Consider the following 24,643-nt stretch of genomic DNA (forward strand, 5'->3'; position numbering starts at 1 on the left):
GGTCGGCCCGCACCCCGACGCGGGCAGCCAGAGGCGACCGGCGGTGCTCACCGCTCGGCCCCGCCGAGGAAGTGCCGCAGGTAACGGGGGTTCATCCGGTCCAGGGAGAAGAGCACGTAGAAGTCGGCCACCCCGAAGTCCGGGTCGTACGCCGGCTCGCCGCAGACCCAGGCCCCGAGACGCAGGTAGCCGCGCAGCAGCGGCGGAACCGTGGCCCGCGCCGCCGGGCCGTCGGCCGCCACCGGCCCGACGATCCTGTCCGGCTCGGCGAACCAGGGGCGCCTCGGCCGTACGCGCAGCCGCGGCGGGGCCAGGTGCCGGGCGGCGACCTCGTCCCACACCCGTGCGACGGTCCCGCCCCCGTCGGCCACCGGCACCGACGCGCAGCCGCCGAGCCAACGCGACCCGCGCAGGTGCAGGTAGCGGACGATGCCGGCCCACATCAGGTTGATCACCGCGCCGGAGCGGTGATCGGGGTGCACGCAGGACCGCCCGGCCTCGACCAGGTCGTCGCGGATCGGGTCGAGCCCGGTGAGGTCGAACTCGGTCGCGGCGTACCGCCGGTCGGTGCGGCCCGGCGGGAGCAGCCGGTACGTGCCGACCACCTCGCCGGTGCCCTCCTGCCGGACGATCAGGTGGTCGCAGTACGCGTCGAAGTCGTCGACGTCGAGCCCGGCGGCCCCCGGGCGCAGGGTGGCGCCGAGTTCGGTGGCGAACACCTCGTGACGGAGGCGTTGCGCGGCCGCGACCTCGCTCGGGTCGTCGGCGATCAGCAGGGTGTAACCGCTGGTCGTCAGGGGTGCGCCAGCGGCGTGCAGAACGGCCATGGGACCTGTGTAGGCGGCCCGGGTTGCCGGCCGGCGGGGTGCGGGATGTCGATGAGGTGAACGGCCCGTGCCGGTGTCGCGGCGGCGGGGCCGGCGCTCGTCTCAACGGGTGGCGCGCAGGTCCCGGGCGAGGTGCGAACGCCGGAACCCGACCGTGGCCAGACGCCGCAGGTCGGCCCGGTTGTCGTGCATGAGCTGGACGTGGAAGTAGTTGACGTACTCGAGTACGGCGAAGAGCCCGAAGGCCAGCCCCGGGTACGACCGGGCGCCGGGCGCCCGCACGGCGGCCACGGCGCAGGCGGCGATCACGGCGGCCAGGAGGAACGGCAGGGCGGCGCGCGCGGTGACGAAGTGGCGCCGGCCGGGCAGGCGTGGCTCCCCGCGGCGCAGTTGTCGCAGCTTGAGCGCCCAGTAGGCCGCGCCCATTACGAGCAGGACCGCGACCGCCCCGAAGCCGGCGAGATTCGCCGCCGTCGGCGGCAGGCCCACCAGCTGGAACCACACCCACGCCTGCAGGGGCACGTTCAGCAGCTCCCAGCCGGCGAGGGAGCGGAGCCGACGCCGGGCCGCCTCGCGGGTCGGGCCGGCCGGCAGGGGGGTCCTGGGCACGGCCCCAACAGTGGCACAGCACCGGACGAACACCGCGGTCGACGGCGTGCGAGGCTGCCGGGGGCGCGTGCCGGCGACGGGGCCGGGCGCCCTCGCCGGAGGTGAATGATGATCATCGAGTCGCGTTTCAACGGACCACCCGGCTCGGGCAACGGTGGCTGGAGCGCCGGGGTCTTCGCCGGTGCCGCCGGCCCGGGACCGGTCGAGGTGACGCTGCGTCGCCCGCCCCCGCTGGAGATCCCGCTCACTGTCGTCGACGGCGAGGTCCGCGACCCGCAGGGCCAACTCGTCGCCCAGGTCCGCCCCACGGAGGACCCCCGGGCGGTGGTGCCGCCGGTGGACCTGCCGGCCGCGCGGGCCGCCTCGGCGGCGTACCCCGGGCTGGTCGACCACCCCTTCCCGGGCTGCTACGTCTGCGGCCCGGACCGGGCCGACGGGCTGCGGATCTTTCCGGGGCGGCTGCCGGACGGCCGTACCGCCGCGCCGTTCCGGGTGCCCGCTCCGGTCACGGCGCCCACCGTCTGGGCGGCGCTGGACTGCCCCGGCGGCTGGGCGGTGATCGCTCCCGGCCGGCCGTACGTCCTGGGCCGGATCGCGGCGGTGGTCGCGGCGCTGCCGGAGCCGGGCGACGAGTGCGTGGTGACCGGCGTCATGGTCGGCGGCGAGGGGCGCAAGGCGCTCGTGCACACCAGCCTGTACGCCCCCGACGGCACCCTGCTGGCCTGGGCCCGGGCAACCTGGATCGCGGTGGCCGACGACGTCGGATAATCGTCCCTGGGGATGAGGGCCTCCTGCCTGAGGCGGAGGTGGATCTCGGAAGTGCGCCTGATTGACCTGGTTGCGCCCGCCCGCCACGCTGTGTCACGGCGTACCCCGACGCCACCGCACGAAGGAGAGCAATGACTGACGGGCAGAGAAGCCCCACCGGTGACGGTCAGATCGTGGTGTCCGGCCTGACGAAGCAGTACAAGAACGTCCGGGCCGTCAACAACCTGTCGTTCACCGTCGAACCGGGGCGGGTGACCGGCTTCCTCGGCCCCAACGGCGCCGGTAAGACGACCACGCTGCGGATGCTGCTGAACCTGGTGACACCGACCAGCGGGACGGCGACCATCGGCGGGCGGCGCTACGTCGACCTGGCCGACCCGCTGCGGCACGTCGGTGCCGTGCTGGAGGCCTCCAGCGCGCACAAGGGCCGCACCGGCATCAACCACCTGCGGGTGATCGCGGCGGCGGCCGGGCTGCCGAAGCACCGGCCCGACGAGGCGCTGGCGCAGGTCGGGCTCACCCCGGCGGCGAAGCGGAAGTTCAAGGGCTACTCGCTGGGCATGAAGCAGCGGCTCGGCATCGCCGCCGCCATGCTGGGCGATCCCCGCGTGCTGGTCCTCGACGAGCCCGCCAACGGGCTCGACCCGGAGGGCATCCGGTGGATGCGCGGGTTCCTCAAGAACCTCGCCCACGAGGGCCGCACGGTGCTGGTCTCCAGCCACCTGCTGTCGGAGATGCAGCTGCTCGCCGACGACGTGGTGATCATCGCGGCCGGGCAGCTCGTCCGGCAGGGCACGGTCGAGCAGGTGATCGGCTCCATGGCGCAGGGCATCCGGGTCCGGGTGCGCACCCCGCAGGCCGACGCGCTGACCGCGGCCCTTAAGGAGGGGCCGGCCACCGTCGACGTCGACGAGCACGGCGTCCTGCTGGTGGGCGGGGTGGACGCCCCGACCGTGGGGCGGGTCGCCCTGACGGCGGGCGTCGAACTGCACGAACTGACCACGGAACGGCCCGACCTGGAACGGGTCTTCCTGGAGCTGACGGCCGGAAAGGCGGGCATCCGATGAACCTCGTCCGGTCCGAGCTTCTCAAGATCCGTACCACCAGCACGTGGTGGTGGCTGGCCATCGCCGCGTTCCTGTCGATCGCGCTGGCCTTCGCCTTCAACGCCTGGGTCGCCAACGAGACGTTGAAGGGCAACGCCGAGGAACTGGGCGTCACGGGCGACCAGGCCTCCGCGACGGCGCAGGCCGCGAACCTCTACACCTCCGGGCAGTACCTGGGCCTGATGTTCGTGATGCTGATCGGCATCCTGATGGTCACCAACGAGTTCTTCCACCAGACGGCGACCACGACGTTCCTGGCCACGCCGCGGCGCACGTCGGTGATCGTCAGCAAGCTGGTCGCGGCCAGCCTGCTGGGCTTCGTCTTCTGGCTGGTGACCACGCTGATCGACCTGGTCGCCGGAGCGGTGTTCCTCTCGGCCAACGGCCACGGCACCATGCTCGGCGAGTGGGCCGTGCAGCGGGCGCTGCTGCTCAACCTGCTGGCATACGCGATCTGGACGGTCCTGGGCATCGGCATCGGCACGCTGATCACCAACCAGCTCGGCGCGGTGATCACCGCCGCGGTGCTCTACCTGGTCGGCACGCAGGTCGTGGGGCTGCTCTTCCTGCTGCTGTCGAACCTGCTGAACAGCGAGGCCGTGATCAAGTGGCAGGTGATCTGGCCCGCCGTCGCCTCGACCGTCATGGTCAGTGAGGGGCAGACCGACTTCACGCCCGCGTGGTGGGTCGGCGCGCTCGTGCTGATCGGCTACGCGGTGGTGAGCGGGGTCGTCGGCGTCCTGATCACCCGGCGGCGCGACATCTCCTGACGGGTACGCGCGACGACGGGGCGGGGATGGCGACGGACACCATTCCCGCCCCGGTCGCACCGGCGTCCGCCCACATGTCGGGCCTTATCAGCACCCGACGGAACACGCAGCGTTTGGTGAACTTCTGGCATCTTCTGTGAAACCGGCCACGGGTCGGAGGCGGAAATGCCTGTGGCATCCGTACGGCGTAGCCTGGGAGCCGTCTCGTGCGCGCTCGAAGGCAGGGCGACACCGGACACCGCGTGACACACAAACCCGCGTGAAAGAGGCGATTACCGGCCGTGTCGACCCAGCAGACTTCGCAGGAGAACCCACTGGCGGGTTTCGGTCCGAACGAGTGGATCGTCGAGGAGATGTACCAGCGCTACCTCGCCGACCCCACCAGCGTCGATTCGGCCTGGCACGACTTCTTCGCGGACTACCGCCCGGCGCCCGGCGCCGGGCAGCCGCGCGGAGCTGAGCCGGCCCCGAAGCCGGCCGCCAAGCCCGAGCCCGCCGGCCAGCAGGAGGCGGCCGCCGCGGTCGCGCAGCCGGCGGAGAAGAAGCCCGAGCCCAGGCAGGAGCCGAAGCCGGAGCCCAGGCAGGAGAAGCCGGCGGCCAAGGCCGCCCCCGCCAAGCCGGCGCCCGCGAAGGCCGCCCCCGCCAAGCCCGCGGCGGCCAAGCCGACCCCCACCGGCCCGCAGCACACCCCGCTGCGCGGCGTGGCGGCGAAGATCGTCCAGAACATGGACGCCTCGCTGGCCGTGCCGACCGCCACCAGCGTGCGCGCCGTCCCGGCGAAGCTCCTGGTCGACAACCGCATCGTGATCAACAACCACCTGACCCGTGGGCGCGGCGGCAAGGTCAGCTTCACCCACCTCATCGGCTACGCGCTGGTCCGCGCCCTGGTCGCCCACCCGGAGATGAACAACTCCTTCGCCGAGGTCGACGGCAAGCCGGTCATGGTCCGGCCCCAGCACGTCAACCTGGGCATCGCGATCGACCTGGTCAAGCCCGACGGCAGCCGCAACCTGGTGGTCCCCTCCATCAAGGCCTGCGAGCAGATGGACTTCCGGCAGTTCTGGCAGGCGTACGAGGACGTGGTCCGGCGTGCCCGCCGCAACGAGCTGACCATGGACGACTACTCGGGCACCACGATCTCGCTGACCAACCCCGGCGGCATCGGCACGGTGCACTCGATGCCGCGGCTCATGCAGGGGCAGAGCGCGATCATCGGTGTCGGCGCGATGGAATACCCGGCCCCCTACCAGGGGATGTCCGAGGCGACCCTGGCCGAGCTGGCCGTCAGCAAGGTCATCACCCTCACCAGCACGTACGACCACCGGATCATCCAGGGCGCCCAGTCCGGCGAGTTCCTGAAGGTCATGCACGAGCTGCTGCTCGGCGAGCACACCTTCTACGACCAGATCTTCACCTCGCTGCGCATCCCCTACGAGCCGGTGCGCTGGATGCGCGACGTCGCGGTCAACAACGAGGGTCAGATCAACAAGACCGCCCGGGTGCACGAGCTGATCCACGCGTACCGCGTGCGCGGCCACCTGATGGCCGACACCGACCCGCTCGAGTTCAAGATCCGCAAGCACCCCGACCTGGACGTGCTCCAGCACGGGCTGACCCTCTGGGACCTCGACCGCGAGTTCCCGGTCAACGGCTTCGCCGGCAAGCAGCGCATGAAGCTGCGCGACATCCTCGGCGTGCTGCGCGACTCGTACTGCCGGCGCGTCGGCATCGAGTACATGCACATCCAGGACCCGGAGGAGCGGCGCTGGATCCAGGAGCGGATCGAGCGCAAGTACGAGAAGCCGTCGCCCGACGAGCAGAAGCACGTGCTCAACCGGCTCAACGCCGCCGAGGCGTTCGAGACCTTCCTGCAGACCAAGTACGTCGGGCAGAAGCGCTTCTCGCTGGAGGGCGGCGAGTCGCTGATCCCGCTGCTCGGCGAGGTGCTGGAGGCCTCCGCCGAGGGCGGGCTTGACGAGGTCGTCATCGGCATGGCCCACCGGGGCCGGCTCAACGTGCTGGCCAACATCGTCGGCAAGCCGTACGAGAAGATCTTCTCGGAGTTCGAGGGGCACCTGGACCCGCGCTCCACCCAGGGCTCGGGCGACGTGAAGTACCACCTGGGTCAGAACGGCAAGTTCACCACGCCCGACGGCGACCACTCGGTCAAGGTCTCGGTGGTGGCGAACCCGTCGCACCTGGAGGCCGTCGACCCGGTGCTGGAGGGCATCGTCCGGGCCAAGCAGGACCGGATAGACCTCAAGCTGGAGGGCTACACCGTGCTGCCGCTGGCGGTGCACGGTGACGCCGCCTTCGCCGGCCAGGGCGTGGTCGCCGAGACCCTCAACCTCTCGCAGCTGAGCGGCTACCGCACCGGCGGCACCGTCCACGTGGTGGTCAACAACCAGGTCGGCTTCACCACCGCCCCGGAGCACAGCCGCTCCAGCCTCTACAGCACCGACGTCGCCCGGATGATCCAGGCGCCGATCTTCCACGTCAACGGCGACGACCCCGAGGCCGTGGTCCGCGTCGCCCGGCTGGCCTTCGAGTACCGGCAGGAGTTCAACAAGGACGTCGTCATCGACATGGTCTGCTACCGCCGCCGCGGGCACAACGAGGGCGACGACCCGTCGATGTCCAACCCGCAGATGTACAAGATCATCGACTCGAAGCGCTCCGTCCGCAAGCTCTACACCGAGGAGCTGATCGGGCGCGGCGACATCACGGTGGAGGACGCCGAGGAGCTGCTGCGCGACTACCAGTCGCAGCTCGAGCGGGTCTTCAAGGCCACCCGCGACGCCGCCACCACGCCGCGGCAGCTCAGCCGCCCCAAGCGGGAGGACGAGCCGGAGCCGCAGGTGGAGACCGCCACGGACGCCGCCGTCGTCAGGGCCGTCGGCGAGGCGCACGTCAACCTGCCGGAGGGCTTCACCCCGCACAAGCGGATCCAGCAGCTGCTCGACCGGCGGGCCAAGATGGCCGTCGAGGGCAACATCGACTGGGGCTTCGGCGAGATCATCGCGTTCGGCTCGCTGCTGCACGACGGGGTCACCGTCCGGCTCGCCGGGCAGGACTCGCGCCGGGGCACCTTCGTGCAGCGGCACGCCTCGGTGGTCGACGCGAAGACCGGCAACGACCACCTGCCGTTGCAGTCGCTGACCGCCGACGGCGAGCGGTCCCGGTTCTTCGTGCACGACTCGCTGCTCAGCGAGTACGCGGCGATGGGCTTCGAGTACGGCTACTCGGTGGAGAACATCGACGCGCTGGTGTGCTGGGAGGCCCAGTTCGGCGACTTCGTCAACGGCGCCCAGTCGGTGATCGACGAGTTCATCTCGTCCGGCGAGGTGAAGTGGGGCCAGCGCTCCGCGGTCACCCTGCTGCTGCCGCACGGGCACGAGGGCCAGGGCCCGGACCACACCTCCGGCCGCCCGGAGCGGTTCCTGCAGATGTGCGCCGAGGACAACATGCGGGTCTCCATCCCGACCACCCCGGCGAACTACTTCCACCTGCTGCGCCGCCAGGCGCTGTCGCCGAAGCGCAAGCCGCTGGTGGTGTTCACGCCGAAGTCGCTGCTGCGGCACAAGCTCTGCGTCTCCCCGGTGGAGGACTTCACCACCGGCACCTTCCAGCCGGTGCTGCCCGACCCGGGCGCTGCGGCGCCGGAGCAGGTGAAGCGGGTGCTGCTCTGCTCGGGCAAGGTCTACTACGACCTGTTCCAGGCCCGCAACGACCGCGGCGTCACCGACACCGCGATCATCCGGATCGAGCAGCTCTACCCGATGCCGGTCGAGGAGATCCGGGCCGCCCTGGCGGCGTACCCGAACGCCGAGGACTTCGCCTGGGTGCAGGAGGAGCCGGCCAACCAGGGTGCCTGGTCGTTCGTCGCGCTCAACCTGCTGGAGCACCTGACGGACGTCCGGCTGCGCCGGATCTCCCGCCCGGCCGCCGCCGCCCCGGCCGTCGGCTCCGCCAAGATGCACGAGGTCGAGCAGAACGCGCTGATCGAGGCGGCCCTGCCCCGCCCGTGACCTGACGCACCGCCGAGCGCACCGGGGCGGAGCCCGTCGACCCTGACGGCTCTGCCCCGGTCGCCGTCGGGGCCCCTCCCCCACCGCCGGGCGGGCAGGGCACCCGTCACCGGGCCCGCCCGGACATCCGCACCGCACAGCGACGAACGAGGAACGGACAGCATGTACTTCACCGACCGCGGGATCGAGGAACTGGTCCAGCGCCGTGGCGACGAGCAGGTCAGCATGGAGTGGCTCGGCGAGCGCCTGCGCGACTTCGTCGACCTCAACCCGGAGTTCGAGACCCCGATCGAGCGCTTCGCCACCTGGCTGGCCCGCCTCGACGACCCCGACGACGAGTAGCCCGGCCGCGGACAGGGCCATGGTCCCGTGACCGACGGGTACCACGACCCGAGCCGGCGGCCCGAAGATCTTCTAGGGTGGGTGCGTGGCCCGCAGCGTGTACGTGACCAGCGTCGGATCCGGCGGCGGAAAGTCGACCATCGCCCTCGGCCTGGCGGAGTTGTTGTCCCGGCAGGTCGAGCGGATCGGCGCGTTCCGGCCGCTGGTGCGCGGACACGGCCCCGACCCGATCCTCGCCCTGCTCGGTGACCGCTACCGCATCGAACTGCCGCTGGCCGACCTGAGCGGCACCAGCTACGCCGAGGCGACCGCGCTGGTCGCCGACGGGCGGCGCGAGGAACTCGTCAGCGGCATCGTCGAGCGCTACCGGGAGGTCGAACGGCGCTGCCCCGCCGTGGTCGTGGTGGGCAGCGACTTCGCCGACGGCGGCGACGGCGCCGGCCCCCGCGAGCTGGCGTTCAACGCCCGGCTGGCCACCGAGTTCGGCAGCGTGGTGGTGCCCGTCGTCGACGGCTTCGGGCAGGAGCCGGCGGCGATCGCGGCCGCCGCGCGCGGGGCGTACCACGATCTGGCGGACCTCGGGGCGACGGTGCTGGCGGTGATCGCCAACCGGGTCCCCGGCCCGATGACGCTTCCCGAGCTGCCGGTGCCGACGTACGCCATCCCGGAGGTGCCGACCGTGTCGGCGCCGACGGTGGCCGAGGTGGCGGCGGCGCTCGGCGCCACCCTGCTCGCCGGCGACGACGCCGCGCTCAGCCGCGACGTGCTCGACTACGTGGTGGGGGCGGCGCACGTGCCGACGCTGCTGGACCACCTGACCGAGGGCGCGCTGGTGATCACCCCGGGCGACCGGGCCGACCTGCTGGTGGCGGCGAGCGCCGCGCACGTGGCCGGGCAGGTCTCGGTCTCGGGGGTGGTGCTGACCCTCGGCGAGCAACCCGACCCGCGCGCGATGCGGCTGGTGGAGGGGCTCAACACCGGGCTCGCGGTGCTCTCCGTGCCCAGCGACAGCTACGACACCGTCGCCGCGTCCAGCCGGATCGAGGGACGGCCGAGCGCGGCCAACCCGCGCAAGGTGGAGGCCGCGCTCGGCGCGTTCGAGCGCTGCGTGGACACCGACGACCTGGCCCGCCGGCTGCGGGTCAGCCGCTCCGAGCGGGTCACCCCGCTGATGTTCGAGTACGACCTGATCGACCGCGCCCGGGCCCGACGCCGGCGCCTCGTGCTGCCCGAGGGGGCGGAGGAGCGGATCCTGCGGGCGACGGAGATCCTGCTGCGCCGCGGCGTCGCCGACATCACGCTGCTCGGCCGCCCGGACGACATCGCCCGGCGCACCCGCGAGCTGGGCATCGACATCACCGGTGCCCAGGTGGTCGACCCCGTCGCCAGCGAGTGGCGCGACGAGTTCGCCGCCACGTACGCCGGGCTGCGCGCCCACCGCGGCGTCACCCTAGAACTGGCCCACGACATCGTCGCCCAGCCGAACTACTTCGGCACGCTCATGGTGCAGACGGGGCACGCCGACGGGATGGTCTCCGGCGCGACCCACACCACCGCCGCCACCATCCGCCCCGCGTTCGAGATCATCCGCAACGTGCCGGGCGTCTCGGTCGCGTCCAGCGTCTTCTTCATGCTGCTCGCCGACCGGGTGCTGGTCTACGGCGACTGCGCGGTCAACCCCGACCCGGACGCCGCCCAGCTCGCCGACATCGCCATCTCCTCGGCGGACACCGCCGCCCGGTTCGGCATCGAGCCACGGGTCGCGATGCTGTCCTACTCCACCGGCAGCTCCGGGGCGGGCGTCGACGTGGAGAAGGTCGCGGCGGCCACCAAGCTGGTCCGCGAGCGCCGGCCCGACCTGCTCGTCGAGGGACCCATCCAGTACGACGCGGCCATCGACCCGGCGGTGGCGGCGACGAAGCTGCCCGGCAGCGAGGTCGCCGGCCGGGCCACGGTCTTCATCTTCCCGGACCTGAACACGGGCAACAACACGTACAAGGCGGTGCAGCGCTCCGCCGGGGCGATGGCCGTCGGGCCGGTCATGCAGGGCCTGCGCCGGCCGGTCAACGACCTGTCCCGGGGCGCCACCGTGCCGGACATCGTCAGCACCGTGGCGATCACCGCCATCCAGGCCGCCACCACCGAGGAGTCGTCATGACCGGTCCCGCCCCCCAGGAGTCGACGGCGGGCCGCGTCCTCGTCCTCAACTGCGGGTCGTCGTCGGTGAAGTTCCGACTCTTCGACGGCGACCGGGTCCTCGACAAGGGCACCGTGGAGCGGGTCGGCGAGGCCGGCGGCGGCCCGGCCGACCACGGGACGGCCGTCCGGGGCATCCTCGACGACCTCGACCTGACCGGTCTGCGCGCCGTCGGGCACCGGGTGGTGCACGGCGGGAAGCGGTTCGGCGAGCCGGTGCTGATCGACGACGCGGTGCTGACCGCGATCCGCGACCTGGTTCCCCTCGCGCCGCTGCACAACCCCGCCAACCTGGTCGGCATCGAGGTCGCCCTGGCGGCGCTGCCGCAGGTGCCGCAGGTCGCCGTCTTCGACACCGCGTTCCACCACACCCTGCCCGAGGCCGCCGCGACGTACGCGATCGAGCGGGACACCGCCGAGCGGTACGGCATCCGGCGGTACGGGTTCCACGGCACCTCGCACGCGTACGTGTCGCGGCGCACCGCCGAACTGCTCGGCCGCCCGTACGCCGAGGTGAACACGATCACCCTGCACCTCGGCAACGGCGCGAGCGCCTGTGCGGTGGCCGGCGGCCGGAGCGTGGCCACCTCGATGGGCATGTCCCCGCTGGAGGGCCTGGTCATGGGCACCCGCAGCGGCGACCTGGACCCGGCCGTGATCTTCCACCTGCGCCGCGAGGGCGGGCTCTCCGTCGACGAGATCGACGACCTGCTCAACCACCGCAGCGGCCTGCTCGGGCTGACCGGCGCCAACGACATGCGCGAGGTGCTCGCGCGCCGGGCGGACGGCGATCCGGCGGCGGCGCTCGCCTTCGACGTCTACTGCCGGCGCGTCACCGGCTACGTCGGCGCGTACTACGCCCTGCTCGGCCGGGTGGACGCGGTCACCTTCACCGCCGGCGTCGGCGAGCACGCCGCGCCGGTGCGCGCCGCCGCCCTGGCCGGCCTCGAGCGGCTCGGCATCGCGGTGGACCCGGGGCGCAACGACGGCACCGGCGACCGGGTCATCTCGCCGGCGGACGCCGAGGTGACCGTCTGCGTCGTCGGCACCGACGAGGAGCGCGAGATCGCCCTCCAGACCCGCGCGGTGGTCGACGCGGCTGGCTGACCCGTGACCCGGGCGGTCCGGGTCACCGGGCCCGACGGACCCGCGCGGTCAGCCCAGCGCGAGCCAGGCGAGCAGGGCGACCAGCACGACCGCGACCGCCGCCGCGCCGACGAGCAGCGGCGTCCGGGACGCGCCGGCCGGCGCCTCGGGCTCGGGAGTGTGGGCGTAGGCGCGGAACGCCTCGGTGTTGCCGCTCGGGTCGGCGCGGTTCTCAGGCATGGCGGTGACCCTAGCCAAGCCGGTCACATGCCACCGTCCCCCGCGCCCGCGTCGGGGTCAGGTCGAGCCGGCCGGTGGAGACGATCCGGCCCGGGTGGCGGGGGCGTCCGGTCCGGACGGCGGGGCCGGCGCGGGCCGCCGGGCACCTACCGTGAAACGGTGGGGATCAAGCGGCTGGTCGCCGTACTGATGACGACGCTGCTGGCCGGTTGCGCCCCGGCGGCCACCGCCGCGCCCGGCGCACCGCCGCCGGCCCGTCCGTCGCCCGTGACGGCCTACTCCGTCGGCGTACGCACCTTCACCGTCGACCCGGCCTCGGCGCGTCCCCTGCCGGTGACCGTCTGGTACCCGGCGGAGCGCGGCGCGGTGGCCGCCGGACGCTTCCCCGTGGTGGTCTACAGCCACGGGCTGCACAGCCTGCCCGAGCTGCACGCCGGGCTGACCTCCCGCTGGGCCGCCGCCGGGTTCGTGGTGGCCGCCCCGGCCTACCCGCACACCCGGCGCGGCGCCGCCCGGTTCAGCCGTGCCGACGTACGCCATCAGCCGGCCGACGGCTGGCGGCTGATCCGGCACCTGGTGCGGCTCGACGCCCGGGCCGGGGACCCGCTCGCCGGGCATCTCGACGTCGGCCGGGTCGCCGCCGCCGGCCACTCCGCGGGCGGCTTCACCACGGCGGGCATGTTCACCTCCGGGCGGTCGGGGCGGCTGCGCGCGGGCATCGTGATCGCCGGTGGCGGAATGGCCGGCGGCTTCGCCGGGCCGGCGGCCCCGCTGCTCTTCGTGCACGGTACGGCGGACCGGATCGTGCCGGCGACGGTCGGGCGCGCCGCGTACCGCCGCACGACCGGCCCGACCGCCTTCCTGAGCCTGCTCGGGCAGGGCCACGGCGAATACCTGACCCCGGGACTGCCGGGCTTCGACCAGGTTCTCGCCACCACCACCGACTTCCTCCGCTGGACCCTCTACGGCGACCAGGCGGCCGGCAGCCGCCTGCCCGGCGACGCCCGCCGTCCCGGGGTGACGGCGTTCGAGATCCGCCCCGCCCGGTGACCCGCCCGTCGCCGGCGCGGAGTCGGTGCAGAACCGGGCGTCGCGGTCGGCGGGCTGAGCGTGCAAAGGCGCGTGCGCGGGGAGGGACCATCCGGCTACCGTGCCGTCGTGGACGATCTCACGGGGCGGCAACTGGACGGCATCGCGGAGCTGGCCGGGCTGGCGTCGGCGGCCGGCATCGAGGTGTGGCTGCGGGGCGGCTGGGCGATGGACTTCCACCTGGGTGAGGTGACCCGGCCGCACGTCGACGTCGACTGGTACTGCTGGCGCGCCGACGCCGACCGGTTGGCCGGCCTGCTGCGCGGGCACGGCTGGCGGCCCGACCCCCGGATGCCCCCGGACGTGCAGCTCGACCTCGTCCGCGAGGACGTCGAGATGAGCGTCGCGTACCTGGCGCGGGACGCGACGGGGCAGGTGGTGGTGGGTGCCGGGCCGTGGGCGGGGACGGCGCTGCCCGAGGGGATGCTGGCCGGCCCGCCCGGTCGCATCGGCGCGCTGACCGTCCCGATGATCTCCGTGGCCGCCCAGGTCGAGTTCAAGGAGATGTTCCCCGTCTGGATGCCGGACCGGCCGCGCCGCCCCAAGGACGCCGCCGACCTGACCCGCCTCCGCGCCACCACCCGCCACCGACCACCGCCCACGGTCGGCTGACGCTCCCGTCCCCTCCCCCGCCCCACCCGGGCAACGGGCCCCTGAGGAGGCACCGCCGGACCAACCAGCGGTGATCAGGACGTCATGTACCTGAAACGGGCCGGGATACGTCCATGCCGTCCTGATCACCCGGGGGCGCTACGGGTGCGGGCGGAGTGTGGCGCGTCGATCCCCGGCGGGCGGGGGCGAGTCGCGAGGCACAATCGATCCATGCCGCGTCGTGTCACCCCCGCCCTGCTCGCCTCCGCACTGCTCACCGCCGGTCTGGTCGGCTGTTCCGACGACGCCGGGCCGGCCCCGCGGGCGGCGGCCCCGCAGGTGACGGCCCCGGTGCCGCCCGCGCCGACGGTCGCCCCCACCCCGCAGGTGCCCGCCGGCACCGCGCCCGACAAGACCTTCGCGGTCGGCGTACGGCAGATGAAGCTGAACCGCGACGGGAAGCGGCCGCTGCCGGTGACCGTCTGGTACCCGGCGGCCGGGAAGCCCGGTGGGCAGCCGGAGCGGTCGGCGGACGCGGCCGGGGGGAAGTTCCCCGTCGTCATGTTCAGCCACGGGTTGAACGGCCGGCCGGCCGACTACGCGACGCTGCTGACCCGCTGGGCGGCGGCCGGGTTCGTGGTGGCCGCGCCGACCTTCCCGCACACCGCCCGGGGCGGCGACGGCAACGTGCTCGACGTGCTCAACCAGCCGGCCGACGTGTCGTACGTGCTGACCCAGGTCCTCGCCCTCGACGCCCGCGCCGGCGACCCGCTGCGCGGCCGGCTGGCCACGGACCGGGTGGCGGCGGCCGGGCACTCGGCCGGCGGGGTGACCACCATCGGCCTGTTCACCGCCGGCCGGGACGAGCGGCTGGACGCGGGGGTCGTCTTCGCCGGCACGGCGCTCGGCGTCGGCACCGCCTTCGCGGGTGCCGCCGCCCCGCAGCTCTTCGTGCACGGCGAGGCCGACGAGGTGGTCGAGTACGCCGCCGGCAAGGCCGTCTACGACAGGGTGCCCTGGCCGAAGGCGATGCTGAGCCTGCCGAAGGGCGACCACGGCCGGGCGCTGCTCGGCGACGGCGCCGCGCTGCGGGTGGTCTCGGACACCACTGTCGAGTTCCTGCGCTGGTCGCTCTACGGCGACCGGTCCGCCAAGGACCGGATCCCCACCGACGCCGCCCGCGACGACGTCGCCACCCTCGACAACCGCCTCTGACGCCGGCGGAGGGGTGACCCGCGCACGCCGGCCACCCGGGCAACGACCGTCGGAGCGCGCCGACCGCCCGGGCACCGACCGTCGAAGCGTCGACGACCGCCCGGGCACGACGAGACCCGGCCCGGGCGGCCAGCCGCTCCGCCGGTCAGGCGGTGTGGTCGACGACGACCTTGCCGAAGACGTCGCCGGAGTGCAGGCGGGCGAAGGCGTCGGCGACCTCACTGAACGGGACCACGGTGTCCACCACCGGGCGCACGCCGCGCCCGGCGCAGAACGCGAGCAGCGCGGCCAGCTCGTCGGGGGTGCCCATCGAGGTGCCCAGGATCTCCAGTTGCATGGCGAAGACCCGGCGCAGGTTGACCTTCGGCTCGTGCCCGGCGGTGGCGCCGGAGACCACGATCCGGGCCATCGGCGCGGCGGACTTCAGCGAGTGGTCGAAGGTGGCCGCGCCGACCGTCTCGATGACCACGTCGACCCGCTCCGGCAGCCGGGCGCCGGGCTCGACGGCGGTGGCCCCCAGCTCGGCGATCCGCTCCCGTTTGGCGGCGTCGCGGCTGGTCGCGTACACCCGCTTGCCCATCGCGGTGGCCAGCGCGACGGCCGCGGTGGCCACGCCCCCGCCGGCGCCCTGCACCAGCACGGCGTCGGCGTCGTCGGCCCGGCCCACGGTGGTCAGCATCCGCCAGGCGGTCAGCCAGGCGGTCGGCAGGCAGGCCGCGTCCGCCGCCGCCAGGCCCGCCGGCAGGGCCAGCAGGTTCGACCGGGGTACGGCGACCCGCTCGGCCAGCGTGCCGGGGAAGTGCTCCGAGAGGATGGAGACGCCGCGCGGGTCACCCGGGGTGGGGACGACCGGGTAGACGACGACCTCGTTGCCGTCCGGGTCCACCCCGACGGCGTCGCAGCCGAGGATCATCGGCAGCTGCTCCGCGCGCAGCCCGACCCCCCGCAGGGACCAGAGGTCGTGGTGGTTGAGGGAGCTGGCCCGCACCTGCACGGTCACCCAGTCGTCGGCCGGGTGGGTCGGCTCGGGCTGCTCGCCGACGGTGAGCGCGGCGAGCGGGTTGGCGTCGTCGAAGCGGGAGACGAAGGCGGCACGCATGATCGGCACGGTAACAAGCCGAGCCTCCGACAAGAAGGGCACCGACGCGAGGAGGGGCTCTTTCCCGCCGCCGGGCGGCGGGGAAGAGCCCCTCCTCACACGGTCAACGGGTGACGCCGTCGCGGCGCGCGGCCTCGGCGACCGCCGCGGCCACCGCGGGGGCTACCCGGGGGTCGAGCGGGGACGGGACGATCGCCTCGGCGGTGAGCGACTCGGCCACCACGCCGGCGATGGCGTCGGCGGCGGCGACCTTCATCCCCTCGGTGATCCGGGTGGCCCGGGCGTCCAGCGCGCCCCGGAACACCCCCGGGAAGGCCAGCACATTGTTGATCTGGTTGGGGTAGTCGCTGCGGCCGGTGGCGACGACCGCCACGTGCCGGGCGGCCACCTCCGGGTGCACCTCGGGCGTCGGGTTGGCCAGCGCGAAGACGATGCCGCCGGGGGCCATGCCGGCGACCGCCGCCTCGGGGATCTGCCCGCCCGAGACGCCGATCAGCACGTCCGCCCCGCGCAGCGCCTCGGTGACGTCGCCCTCGCGACCGCCGGCGTTCGTGCACGCCGCCAGTTCCGCCTTGGTGCCGGTCAGTTCGGGCCGGTGCCGGCCGATGATCCCCTTGGAGTCGCAGACCACCACCTGTTCGGGGTTCACGCCGCCGGCGATGAGCATCTTCGTCACCGCGACCCCCGCCGCGCCGGCGCCGCTGACCGTCACCCGCAGGTCGCCGAGCTTGCGGTCGAGCAGCCTGGCGGCGTTGCGCAGGGCGGCGAGCACGACGATCGCGGTGCCGTGCTGGTCGTCGTGGAAGACCGGGATGTCCAGGGCCTCGTCGAGGCGGCGCTCCACCTCGAAGCAGCGCGGGGCGCTGATGTCCTCCAGGTTGATCCCGCCGAACGACGGGGCCAGCGCGCGCACCACGGCCACGATCTCGTCCACGTCCTGGGTGTCCAGACAGACCGGCACCGCGTCGACCCCGGCGAACTGCTTGAACAGCACCGCCTTGCCCTCCATCACCGGCAGCGCCGCGCGCGGGCCGATGTTGCCCAGCCCGAGTACGGCCGACCCGTCGGTGACGACCGCGACGGCGTGTGACGCCCAGGTGTAGTCGTCGGCGAGCGTCGGATCGGCGGCGATGGCCTCACAGACCCGGGCCACGCCCGGGGTGTACGCGAGGGAGAGGTCCTCGCGGCTGGTCAACGGGACGGTCGAGGCGACGGCCATCTTGCCGCCACGGTGCAGCCGGAAGACGGGATCGGCGGGGTCCAGAGTGGACGATGACATTGGTGACTCCAGGATCTGTCGAGCAGACGGGGCGGCCGGCGTGGACGCGAGGTGAGGCGCCGAGCGGCGGCACGCGGTGCGGGGGTCACCCGGGCACGTTTCGAGCATAGTGTCGCCACCGTCACACCGATGTGAGCGGGGTCATACCCGACGCGGGCGCACCCGGGCGGGCCGGGGCCAGTAGCGGGCCACCACGCGACCCCGCACGTCGGCCACGCCGTACGCCCGGGAGTCGTCGGTGACCAGGTCGTTGTCGCCGCGCAGCCACCAGCCGCCGTCCTGCGGGCGGACCGCACGCTTGACCACGAGCAGGTCGGGGCGGCCACGGAAGACCGCGACCACGACGTCGCCGGGGCGGACGGCCCGTCCACCCGGGCGGACCAGCACCGCGTCGCCGTGCCGCAACGTGGGCGACATGGAGGGACCGGTCACCAGCACGGCGGTCAGCGGCCACCGCAGGCGGGGCGCCGCCGGGCGATCGGTACCCATCGGTTTCCCCTCCACCCGGCCTCCTCGGAGCGCCTCCAGGAGTAATGTCGTCTTGGATCATCGCAAACTTCCCATGGAGGATCCTGATGCGACTTCCGCGCATCCTTACGCCCCGCGTGACCGCGAGCGCCCACTGCGACCTGCCCTGCGGCGTCTACGACCCGGCCCAGGCCCGGATCGAGGCCGAGTCGGTGAAGGCCATCTGCGAGAAGTACCAGGCCAACACCGACCCCGAGTTCCGCACCCGCGCGATCCTGATCAAGGAGCAGCGCGCCGACCTGGTGAAGCACCACCTGTGGGTGCTCTGGACCGACTACTTCAAGCCGGCCCACTTCGAGAAGTACCCGCACCTGCACCAGCTGTTCAACGAGGCCACGAAGCTGGCCGGGGCCGCCGGCGCGAAGGGCGGCACCGACCCGTCCAAGGCCGACGAGCTGCTCCAGAAGATCGACGAGATCTCCAAGATCTTCTGGGAGACCAAGCAGGCGTGACCCCCACCGGTCCGCCGACGATCCGGCCGGCACGCCCCGAGGGTGTGCCGGCCGTCGTCGTCATGGCGCACGGATCGGCCGGCCACGAACCCGTCCCCACCGCCTCGGCGGGGACGCGCTGACGGGTCCGTCGCGCGGGCACGTGGCGGTCCCCACACGTCCGGGCGGCCGAGCGGGTAGAGTCCCCGACCGGGGGGATGAGTGGTGACTCAACTGACCGGGCAGCCGACGACCGACGACGACGTCGTGCACCTCACCGTGCCCGCGGACGGGGGCTACCTCGGGGTGCTACGTACCGCCACCGCGGGGCTCGCGGCGCGGCTCCAGTTCGCCCTCGACGAGATCGAGGACCTGCGCATCGCCGTCGACGAGGCGTGCGCGATGCTGCTCGCCATCGCCACCCGCGACGCGGAGCTCGACTGCCGCTTCGCGGTCACCGAGGACGCGCTCACCGTCGAGGTGACCGTGCCGACCGTGCGCGGAGCCACGCTCCCCGCCGAGTCGTCCTTCGCGTGGAAGGTGCTCACCGCGCTGACCACGTCGGCGGCCGCGACCGCCGCCGACGGTCGGGCCACGATCTCGTTGCTCACCCGCCGCGCCTCCGGCTACTGACCGTCCGCCCGCCGACTGCGGGCGGGGGCGTCACTCGAAGCCGAGGGCCCGGGTGGTGGGGGTGCTCACCAGCAGAGCGGTCACCCCGAGGCCGAGCGCCATCAGCGGTACGCCGAGCCACGCCATGCCGCCCTGGATCATGAACCACCCGATCGGCAGCAGCATCAGCTCGAGCACGATCGCCGGCGCCCGGACCCCCGCCCTCCGGCGCGTCAGCGCGCCGCCCAGCGCCCACAGGGCCGCCGCCGCGCCGATGGCGAACGCGGTCACCAGCAACGCCGACGTGAGGTCGGTGGTGGTGGCGGTGAGGTCGGCCCAGAGCAGCCACGCGGCGACCAGTCCCACGGCGACCGCCTCGGCCCGCAGCAACCGGACCGCCCAGCGGAGGGTGACGGGGATCGGGTCGGAGTCGATGGTCACGCGCGCCACGATACCTGTGGTCGCGCGCGGTACAGTGCCGCGCATGCGGGCCGTCCTGGTGGTCAATCCGAAGGCCACCACCACCAGCGAACGCAGCCGGGACGTCCTGGTCCGGGCACTGCGCAGCGAAGTCGACCTCTCCGTGCGCTACACCCGCCGACGGGGACACGCGACCGACCTGGCGCGCGAGGCGGCCGAGGAGGGCGTCGACGTCGTCGTCACGCTGGGTGGCGACGGGACAGTCAACGAGGTCGTCAACGGGTTGATGACGGCGCAGCCGCCGACCCTGCCGAACGGCGCCACGCCGGCCGAGCGGCTGCCCGCCCTGGCGACCGTGCCGGGAGGCTCGACCAACGTCTTCGCGCGGGCGTTGGGCCTGCCACGGGACTGGCCGGACGGGACCAGCATGATCCTGGAGGGTCTGCGGCTGGGCCGGTACCGGACGATCGGGCTCGGCCGGGCCGACGACCGCTACTTCACGTTCTGCGCGGGCTTCGGCCTCGACGCGGCCGTCATCCACCGGGTCGAGCAGGCCCGCCGGCGGGGCCGGGTCTCGACGCCCGCGCTCTACTTCCGGTCCACCGCGGCCCAGTACTTCCTCAACTCCGACCGGCGTCATCCGGCGATCAGCCTGGAGCGCCCGGGTGAGCTGGCCGAGGGCGAGCTGGCGACGGTCATCATCCAGAACACCGCGCCGTGGACGTACCTGGGCGACCGCGAGGTCAACCCCAACCCGGAGGCGTCCTTCGATCTCGGCCTGGACGTGCTGGCCCTACGTCAGCTCCGGGTGGCCAGTACGACACGGACGGTGACGCAGTTCTTCTCGCGGACACCCGATCCACACGGCCGCCAGGTGCTGCGGCTGCACGATGTCGCCGAGTTCTCCCTGCTCTCGGCGCGGCCGCAGGCGTTCCAGCTCGACGGCGACTACCTTGGCGAGCGGGAGAAAGTCAGATTCACATCCATTCCCGCCGCACTGAGAGTAATCTGCTAGGTCTCGGGTACTGCCCTTGGTCGACGCGGCCGCGACACCGGACCGATGCGACGGCCGCCACACCGAGGGGTTGTGCCGGAAATGTCAGCAATGTCACGCGGACTGTACTATATTGATCCTCGACAGTGGTACGCCGGGTAACCAGGAACGCGCTGGAATCCGGACAAAGGGGTTGTGGGCTTGCTCACCGCCCGGAGTTTTTCCGAGCGTCACCCTTGACATCCCGGGCGTTCGTGAAAGTATTCACAAGCGAACTTGAGTTGCCGGGACATTGTTTGGATAGGCTCGTCAGGTTGAGCTGTTCCAGCAGGTCCGCGGGGCCGACACAGCCTGCTCACGCACTGCCGAATAGGCGTACGCGAACCGTCACCATTCGGCGCTGCGGATGCATATAGGAAAAGCAACAGAAGCAATCTCTGCCACCCACCCAGAATGAGGAGTGTTGCCGCCATGGACTGGCGTCACCATGCTGTCTGCCGCGACGAGGACCCGGAACTGTTCTTCCCGATCGGGACGTCCGGGCCGGCTCTCCTGCAGGTCGAGCAGGCCAAGGCCGTCTGCCGGCGCTGCTCCGTGACCGACCAGTGCCTGCAGTGGGCGCTGGAGTCCGGTCAGGACGCTGGCGTCTGGGGCGGGATGAGCGAGGAGGAGCGGCGGGCTGTCAAGCGCCGCGGTGGCCTCCGGGTGCTGCGCGCTCACTCCGCCTGATCCCCCACAAGCACCGCCAGTACGCCCCGGCCGGGTACGCCCGCCGGGGCGTACTGCTGTCCGCAGCGCCGCCGGTACGCGGGCTGGCCCGCCCATGGTCCTCCTCGTACCCGCCGGGGACCGTCGACGATCATGAGCGGGGCGTGACCCCCGCCACCCGGCCGACGGCGTCCACCCGGCGCAGGACCAGGTCGGCCAGCTCCGGCGCGTCGGTCAGCGGGGCGGAGACGGCCACCGCCCCGGCACCCCGCGCCGCTGCCGCGACGGCGTCGTGGAAGAGCCCCGGCGCCAGGAAGTACGCCGACACCGCCACCCGTCCGGCGCCCCGCGCCCGCAGCCGCGCCACCGCAGCCGACACGGCCGGCGGGGCCGCCGAGGCGTACGACACCCGGGTCGGCACACCGAGACCGGCGCGCAGCGCGGCGGCCACCCGCCCCACCGAGCCGCGCGCCCGGGCGTCCCTCGTGCCCGCCGCCGCCAGCACCAGCCCGTCGAAGCGCCCCGGCGCCGCCTCGCCCAACCGTCGGCGCAGGCCCGCCAGCAGACCGGCGTCCACCTCCCCGTCCGCCGGGCCGAGCACGTCGGTCACCCGTACCGCGATCGGCGCCCCCGCCTCGTGGGCGGCCGCGACCGCCGCCGGCACGTCCACCCGCCGGTGGTAGGCCGCGGTGAGCAGCAGCGGCACCAGCACCGCCCGGGGATGCCCGGCGGCGGCGAGGTCGCGCAGCACCGCCGTCGGTCCCGGGGCGGTGTGGTCCAGCCAGCTCGCCAGCACCGGCGTGCCCGGCCGGGCAGCCGACACGGCCCGGGCCAGCGCCCGGGTCGCCTCGGCGGCCCTCGGGTCGCGACTGCCGTGGGCGACCAGGACCACCGGGTCGGCCGCCCCCGACGGCCCGGGCGCCGCCCACACGGGCGGGCCCGGGACCGGTCGGGTCAGAGGTGCAGGCCGCACTCGGTCTTCTCGAACATGGCCCAGCGGCCGGACCGGGGGTCCTCCCCCGCCTTCGTGCGGCGGGTGCAGGGCCAGCAGCCGATCGAGCCGTAGCCCTGCCGGAACAGCTCGTTGACCGGCACGTTCCAGCGGGCGACGTAGGCGTCCACGTCGGCCTGCCGCCAGGCCGCGATCGGATTGACCTTGACCTTGCCCCGGCGGGCGTCGAAGGTCACCACCGGCGTGTTCGCCCTGGTCGGCGACTCGTCCCGGCGGAGCCCGGCGGCCCACGCGTCGTAGCCGCCGAGCGCCCGCTCCAGCGGCTCCACCTTGCGCAGCTGGCAGCAGTCGTCCGGGGCCTTGTTGAACAGGCGCGGGCCGTACTGGCCGTCCTGCTGCCCCACGGTCAGGCGCGGCCGGATGGACCGCACGTTCACCGGCAGCGTACGGGCCACCTCGTCGCGGACCCGGAGCGTCTCCGGGAAGTGCAGCCCGGTGTCGAGGAAGACCACGTCCACGCCCGGGGCGACCCGGGAGACCAGGTGGGCCAGCACGGCGTCGGCCATCGAGCTGGTGACGCAGAACCGGTCGCCGAAGGTCTCGGCCGCCCAGCGGGCGATCTCCAGCGCGGGTGCGCCCTCCAGCTCCCGGCCGGCCTCCTCGGCCAGCGCGCGCAACTCGTCGGGATCGCGCCGGGCCTCGCCGACCGGTGCCGGGGCGCCCGGGCCGACCAGGCCGAGGCCGGTCGCCGAGACGAGGCCGGGCCGGCCGTCCGTGCCCCCGCTCACCGGGCCACCGCCCGGCCGAGCAGGCCGGTGAACTTCACCGTGAACACCCGGGCGCACGCGTGGCACTCCCAGGCGCCGTGGCCTGCCTCGCTCGGCCGCAGGTCCTCCTCGCCGCAGTACGGGCAGTACAGCGGCGCGGAACGGGTCTCGCTCATCTGAGTTCCTCCTCGTCGACCCTGATCACCCAGTTGGCGAACGTCTCGTCCGCCTCCCGGCCGGCCAGGTAGCGCCGGGCCAGCCGTTCCACGTACGCCGGAAGCTCCTCGGCAGTGGTCTTCAGGCCGCGCAGCTTGCGGCCGAACCCGGCCGTCTGCCCCTCGGCCATGCCGAGCCCGCCGCCGAGATGGACCTGGAAGCCCTCCACCTGCTGGCCGTCCGGACCCATCACCAGCTGGCCCTTGAGGCCGATGTCGGCGACCTGGGTGCGGGCGCAGGCGTTGGGGCAGCCGTTGAGGTGGATGGAGATGTCGGCGTCGAAGTCGCGCAGCCGCTCCTCCAGCCGGGCCACCAGTTCCTCGCCGCGCGCCTTGGTCTCGACGATGGCCAGCTTGCAGTACTCGATGCCGGTGCAGGCCATGGTGCCGCGCCGCCAGGCCGACGGCCGCGCCTCCAGACCGATCCCGCGCAGCTCGCGCACCAGCGAGTCGGTCCGCTCCGGCGCCACGTCCAGCACCAGCAGCTTCTGGTACGGGGTGAGCCGCACCCGCCCGCTGCCGTGTGCCTCGATGACGTCGGCCAGGCGGGCGAGCTGCCCGCCGGAGACGCGGCCCACCACCGGGGCGACGCCCACGTAGTGACGGCCGTCGCGCTGCGGGTGCACCCCGATGTGGTCCACCGGCCGGTCGGGCAGCTGCGGGGCCGGTCCGTCGAGCAGAGCCCGGCCCAGGTACTCCTTCTCCAGCACCTCGCGGAACTTCTCCACGCCCCAGTCGGCGACCAGGAACTTCAGCCGGGCCCGGTTGCGCAGCCGGCGGTATCCGTAGTCGCGGAAGATGCCGACCACCCCCGCCCAGACATCCGGGACCTCGTCCAGCGACACCCAGACGCCGAGCCGCTGGGCCAGCATCGGGTTCGTCGCCAGGCCGCCGCCGACCCAGACGTCGAAGCCCGGCCCGTGGTCCGGGTGGTCCACCCCGAGGAAGGAGACGTCGTTCGTCTCGTAGGGCGTGTCGACCAGCCAGGAGATGGAGGTCTTGAACTTGCGCGGCAGGTTGGAGTACGCCTTGTCGCCCACGTACCGGCGGACGATCTCGTCGACCGCCGGCGTCGGGTCGAGCAGCTCCTCACGGGCCACCCCGGCGACCGGGCTGCCCAGCACGACCCGGGGGCAGTCGCCGCACGCCTCGGTGGTCTGCAGGCCGACGGACTCCAGGCGGCGCCAGATCTCCGGCATGTCCTCGACCCGGATCCAGTGGTACTGGATGTTCTGCCGGTCGGTGATGTCGGCGGTGTCCCGGGCGAACTCGCGGGAGATGTCCGCGACCACCCGCAGTTGCGCCAGCGTGAGCTCGCCCCCGTCCACCCGTACGCGGAGCATGAAGAACTCGTCCTCAAGCTCGTGCGGCTCCAGCACGGCGGTGCGACCGCCGTCGATGCCCGCCTTGCGCTGGGTGTAGAGCCCCCACCAGCGGAACCGGCCACGCAGGTCCTGCGGGTCGATCGAGGCGAACCCCTGGTGGGCATAGATGTTCTCGATTCGGGCCCGCACGTTCAGCGGGTCGTCGTCCTTCTTGATCCGTTCGTTGGGGTTGAGCGGCTCGCGATGACCGAGCGCCCACTGACCTTCCCCGCGGGGCCGGCGGGGGGCCCGGGCCGGTCGGGGGGACGTCGGGTCCCCGGCCCGGGCCGGGATGCTGCTGACCGCCATGGCGGCGTCCTCCGTTGTCTGCGGTGCCTCTTGAGACGCAGGGCGCGCGGCCGGCCCGTCGGAACGGGCTGGCGACAACGGTGTCGGAACAGCCGGCG

Annotated in this window: 25 protein-coding genes; 14 read left to right on the top strand and 11 right to left on the bottom strand. The window is 73.4% G+C overall.

What is annotated here, in order from left to right:
• Positions 1-47: 47 nt before the first annotated feature.
• Positions 48-827 (bottom strand): GNAT family N-acetyltransferase, encoded by a 780-nt coding sequence (locus V6U77_RS16200; protein WP_334607161.1) that lies wholly within the window; start codon positions 825-827, stop codon positions 48-50.
• 102 nt (positions 828-929) lie between these two features.
• Positions 930-1,436: a hypothetical protein gene (locus tag V6U77_RS16205; protein WP_334607162.1), complete on the bottom strand. Its 507-nt coding sequence runs from the start codon at positions 1,434-1,436 to the stop codon at positions 930-932.
• A gap of 108 nt (positions 1,437-1,544) precedes the next feature.
• Between V6U77_RS16205 and V6U77_RS16210 the strand changes: the two genes are divergently transcribed.
• From V6U77_RS16210 to V6U77_RS16240, 7 genes are all read left to right on the top strand, one after another.
• The gene (locus tag V6U77_RS16210) at positions 1,545-2,204 is read left to right on the top strand and encodes a hypothetical protein (protein WP_334607163.1); all 660 of its coding nucleotides are present in this window, start codon (positions 1,545-1,547) and stop codon (positions 2,202-2,204) included.
• A 131-nt stretch (positions 2,205-2,335) separates the two neighbouring features.
• The gene (locus V6U77_RS16215) at positions 2,336-3,271 is read left to right on the top strand and encodes an ABC transporter ATP-binding protein (protein ID WP_334607164.1); all 936 of its coding nucleotides are present in this window, start codon (positions 2,336-2,338) and stop codon (positions 3,269-3,271) included.
• Positions 3,268-4,080 (top strand): ABC transporter permease, encoded by an 813-nt coding sequence (locus V6U77_RS16220; RefSeq protein ID WP_334607165.1) that lies wholly within the window; start codon positions 3,268-3,270, stop codon positions 4,078-4,080. The genes V6U77_RS16215 and V6U77_RS16220 overlap by 4 nt, the downstream gene beginning before the upstream one ends.
• 281 nt (positions 4,081-4,361) lie before the next feature.
• A complete protein-coding gene (locus V6U77_RS16225; protein WP_334607166.1) occupies positions 4,362-8,108 on the top strand; it encodes a multifunctional oxoglutarate decarboxylase/oxoglutarate dehydrogenase thiamine pyrophosphate-binding subunit/dihydrolipoyllysine-residue succinyltransferase subunit in 3,747 nt (1,248 codons plus the stop codon).
• Positions 8,109-8,270: 162 nt separating this feature from the next.
• The gene (locus V6U77_RS16230; protein WP_121399674.1) at positions 8,271-8,450 is read left to right on the top strand and encodes a DUF6104 family protein; all 180 of its coding nucleotides are present in this window, start codon (positions 8,271-8,273) and stop codon (positions 8,448-8,450) included.
• Positions 8,451-8,535: 85 nt separating this feature from the next.
• The gene (gene pta, locus V6U77_RS16235; RefSeq protein WP_334607167.1) at positions 8,536-10,608 is read left to right on the top strand and encodes a phosphate acetyltransferase; all 2,073 of its coding nucleotides are present in this window, start codon (positions 8,536-8,538) and stop codon (positions 10,606-10,608) included.
• A complete protein-coding gene (locus tag V6U77_RS16240; protein ID WP_334607168.1) occupies positions 10,605-11,753 on the top strand; it encodes an acetate/propionate family kinase in 1,149 nt (382 codons plus the stop codon). The genes pta and V6U77_RS16240 overlap by 4 nt, the downstream gene beginning before the upstream one ends.
• A gap of 48 nt (positions 11,754-11,801) precedes the next feature.
• Here the strand turns inward: V6U77_RS16240 and V6U77_RS16245 are convergent, their stop codons facing one another.
• Positions 11,802-11,972, bottom strand: a complete 171-nt coding sequence (locus V6U77_RS16245) for a hypothetical protein (protein ID WP_199729505.1) — start codon at positions 11,970-11,972, stop codon at positions 11,802-11,804.
• A gap of 189 nt (positions 11,973-12,161) precedes the next feature.
• Between V6U77_RS16245 and V6U77_RS16250 the strand changes: the two genes are divergently transcribed.
• The 3 genes from V6U77_RS16250 (at position 12,162) to V6U77_RS16260 (ending at position 14,867) form a co-directional block, all read left to right on the top strand.
• Positions 12,162-13,022 (top strand): alpha/beta hydrolase family protein, encoded by an 861-nt coding sequence (locus tag V6U77_RS16250; RefSeq protein ID WP_442934441.1) that lies wholly within the window; start codon positions 12,162-12,164, stop codon positions 13,020-13,022.
• Between the two features lie 108 nt (positions 13,023-13,130).
• Positions 13,131-13,673, top strand: a complete 543-nt coding sequence (locus tag V6U77_RS16255; RefSeq protein WP_334607170.1) for a nucleotidyltransferase domain-containing protein — start codon at positions 13,131-13,133, stop codon at positions 13,671-13,673.
• A 210-nt stretch (positions 13,674-13,883) separates the two neighbouring features.
• Positions 13,884-14,867: an alpha/beta hydrolase family protein gene (locus V6U77_RS16260; protein ID WP_334607171.1), complete on the top strand. Its 984-nt coding sequence runs from the start codon at positions 13,884-13,886 to the stop codon at positions 14,865-14,867.
• Positions 14,868-15,012: 145 nt separating this feature from the next.
• Here V6U77_RS16260 and V6U77_RS16265 read toward each other — a convergent pair whose 3' ends face one another.
• The 3 genes from V6U77_RS16265 to V6U77_RS16275 all read right to left on the bottom strand — a co-directional run bounded on the left by V6U77_RS16265 (position 15,013) and on the right by V6U77_RS16275 (position 17,734).
• A complete protein-coding gene (locus V6U77_RS16265) occupies positions 15,013-15,975 on the bottom strand; it encodes a zinc-binding dehydrogenase (RefSeq protein ID WP_334607172.1) in 963 nt (320 codons plus the stop codon).
• Positions 15,976-16,069: 94 nt separating this feature from the next.
• A complete protein-coding gene (locus tag V6U77_RS16270; RefSeq protein WP_334607173.1) occupies positions 16,070-17,245 on the bottom strand; it encodes an NAD(P)-dependent malic enzyme in 1,176 nt (391 codons plus the stop codon).
• Between the two features lie 141 nt (positions 17,246-17,386).
• Positions 17,387-17,734 carry a S24/S26 family peptidase gene (locus V6U77_RS16275; protein WP_334607174.1) on the bottom strand — a complete coding sequence of 116 codons (348 nt, stop codon included), beginning with the start codon at positions 17,732-17,734 and terminating at the stop codon, positions 17,387-17,389.
• An 86-nt stretch (positions 17,735-17,820) separates the two neighbouring features.
• Between V6U77_RS16275 and sodN the strand changes: the two genes are divergently transcribed.
• Complete coding sequence (gene sodN / locus V6U77_RS16280; RefSeq protein WP_088998581.1) at positions 17,821-18,225, top strand: superoxide dismutase, Ni; 405 nt, start codon at positions 17,821-17,823, stop codon at positions 18,223-18,225.
• 204 nt (positions 18,226-18,429) lie between these two features.
• Positions 18,430-18,837 (top strand): ATP-binding protein, encoded by a 408-nt coding sequence (locus V6U77_RS16285; protein WP_334607175.1) that lies wholly within the window; start codon positions 18,430-18,432, stop codon positions 18,835-18,837.
• Positions 18,838-18,867: 30 nt separating this feature from the next.
• Here V6U77_RS16285 and V6U77_RS16290 read toward each other — a convergent pair whose 3' ends face one another.
• Entirely contained in the window at positions 18,868-19,257 is a 390-nt protein-coding gene (locus V6U77_RS16290) for a hypothetical protein (RefSeq protein WP_334607176.1), read from the bottom strand.
• Between the two features lie 43 nt (positions 19,258-19,300).
• Here V6U77_RS16290 and V6U77_RS16295 point away from each other — a divergent pair, with 43 nt between their 5' ends.
• Both V6U77_RS16295 and V6U77_RS16300 read left to right on the top strand, forming a co-directional pair.
• A complete protein-coding gene (locus V6U77_RS16295; RefSeq protein ID WP_334607177.1) occupies positions 19,301-20,251 on the top strand; it encodes a diacylglycerol/lipid kinase family protein in 951 nt (316 codons plus the stop codon).
• Positions 20,252-20,701: 450 nt separating this feature from the next.
• Complete coding sequence (locus V6U77_RS16300; protein WP_007072794.1) at positions 20,702-20,959, top strand: WhiB family transcriptional regulator; 258 nt, start codon at positions 20,702-20,704, stop codon at positions 20,957-20,959.
• A 130-nt stretch (positions 20,960-21,089) separates the two neighbouring features.
• Here V6U77_RS16300 and V6U77_RS16305 read toward each other — a convergent pair whose 3' ends face one another.
• Genes V6U77_RS16305 through V6U77_RS16320 form a run of 4 tightly spaced genes read right to left on the bottom strand, consistent with a single transcriptional unit; the run spans position 21,090 to position 24,545 of the window.
• On the bottom strand, positions 21,090-21,869 hold the full coding sequence (locus V6U77_RS16305) for a sirohydrochlorin chelatase (RefSeq protein ID WP_334607188.1): 780 nt from the start codon (positions 21,867-21,869) through the stop codon (positions 21,090-21,092).
• A gap of 23 nt (positions 21,870-21,892) precedes the next feature.
• The gene (locus V6U77_RS16310) at positions 21,893-22,678 is read right to left on the bottom strand and encodes a phosphoadenylyl-sulfate reductase (protein ID WP_334607178.1); all 786 of its coding nucleotides are present in this window, start codon (positions 22,676-22,678) and stop codon (positions 21,893-21,895) included.
• Positions 22,675-22,833: an IS1 family transposase gene (locus V6U77_RS16315; protein ID WP_121399684.1), complete on the bottom strand. Its 159-nt coding sequence runs from the start codon at positions 22,831-22,833 to the stop codon at positions 22,675-22,677. Before V6U77_RS16315 ends, V6U77_RS16310 begins: the two co-directional genes overlap by 4 nt.
• The gene (locus V6U77_RS16320; RefSeq protein WP_334607179.1) at positions 22,830-24,545 is read right to left on the bottom strand and encodes a nitrite/sulfite reductase; all 1,716 of its coding nucleotides are present in this window, start codon (positions 24,543-24,545) and stop codon (positions 22,830-22,832) included. The genes V6U77_RS16315 and V6U77_RS16320 overlap by 4 nt, the downstream gene beginning before the upstream one ends.
• Positions 24,546-24,643 lie beyond the last annotated feature (98 nt).

This window comes from Micromonospora sp. CPCC 205546 (assembly GCF_036902715.1).
Lineage (GTDB): Bacteria > Actinomycetota > Actinomycetes > Mycobacteriales > Micromonosporaceae > Micromonospora.

Excerpts from the sequence above, each read along its gene's own strand:
- V6U77_RS16320 (WP_334607179.1), bottom strand. The coding sequence starts at position 24,545 with ATGGCGGTCAGCAGCATCCCGGCCCGGGCCGGGGACCCGACGTCCCCC.
- V6U77_RS16200 (WP_334607161.1), bottom strand. The coding sequence starts at position 827 with ATGGCCGTTCTGCACGCCGCTGGCGCACCCCTGACGACCAGCGGTTAC.
- V6U77_RS16260 (WP_334607171.1), top strand. The coding sequence starts at position 13,884 with ATGCCGCGTCGTGTCACCCCCGCCCTGCTCGCCTCCGCACTGCTCACC.
- V6U77_RS16210 (WP_334607163.1), top strand. The coding sequence starts at position 1,545 with ATGATCATCGAGTCGCGTTTCAACGGACCACCCGGCTCGGGCAACGGT.
- V6U77_RS16300 (WP_007072794.1), top strand. The coding sequence starts at position 20,702 with ATGGACTGGCGTCACCATGCTGTCTGCCGCGACGAGGACCCGGAACTG.
- V6U77_RS16295 (WP_334607177.1), top strand. The coding sequence starts at position 19,301 with ATGCGGGCCGTCCTGGTGGTCAATCCGAAGGCCACCACCACCAGCGAA.
- V6U77_RS16275 (WP_334607174.1), bottom strand. The coding sequence starts at position 17,734 with ATGGGTACCGATCGCCCGGCGGCGCCCCGCCTGCGGTGGCCGCTGACC.
- V6U77_RS16245 (WP_199729505.1), bottom strand. The coding sequence starts at position 11,972 with ATGCCTGAGAACCGCGCCGACCCGAGCGGCAACACCGAGGCGTTCCGC.
- V6U77_RS16270 (WP_334607173.1), bottom strand. The coding sequence starts at position 17,245 with ATGTCATCGTCCACTCTGGACCCCGCCGATCCCGTCTTCCGGCTGCAC.
- V6U77_RS16215 (WP_334607164.1), top strand. The coding sequence starts at position 2,336 with ATGACTGACGGGCAGAGAAGCCCCACCGGTGACGGTCAGATCGTGGTG.
- V6U77_RS16240 (WP_334607168.1), top strand. The coding sequence starts at position 10,605 with ATGACCGGTCCCGCCCCCCAGGAGTCGACGGCGGGCCGCGTCCTCGTC.
- V6U77_RS16220 (WP_334607165.1), top strand. The coding sequence starts at position 3,268 with ATGAACCTCGTCCGGTCCGAGCTTCTCAAGATCCGTACCACCAGCACG.
- V6U77_RS16230 (WP_121399674.1), top strand. The coding sequence starts at position 8,271 with ATGTACTTCACCGACCGCGGGATCGAGGAACTGGTCCAGCGCCGTGGC.
- sodN (WP_088998581.1), top strand. The coding sequence starts at position 17,821 with ATGCGACTTCCGCGCATCCTTACGCCCCGCGTGACCGCGAGCGCCCAC.
- V6U77_RS16315 (WP_121399684.1), bottom strand. The coding sequence starts at position 22,833 with ATGAGCGAGACCCGTTCCGCGCCGCTGTACTGCCCGTACTGCGGCGAG.
- V6U77_RS16250 (WP_442934441.1), top strand. The coding sequence starts at position 12,162 with ATGACGACGCTGCTGGCCGGTTGCGCCCCGGCGGCCACCGCCGCGCCC.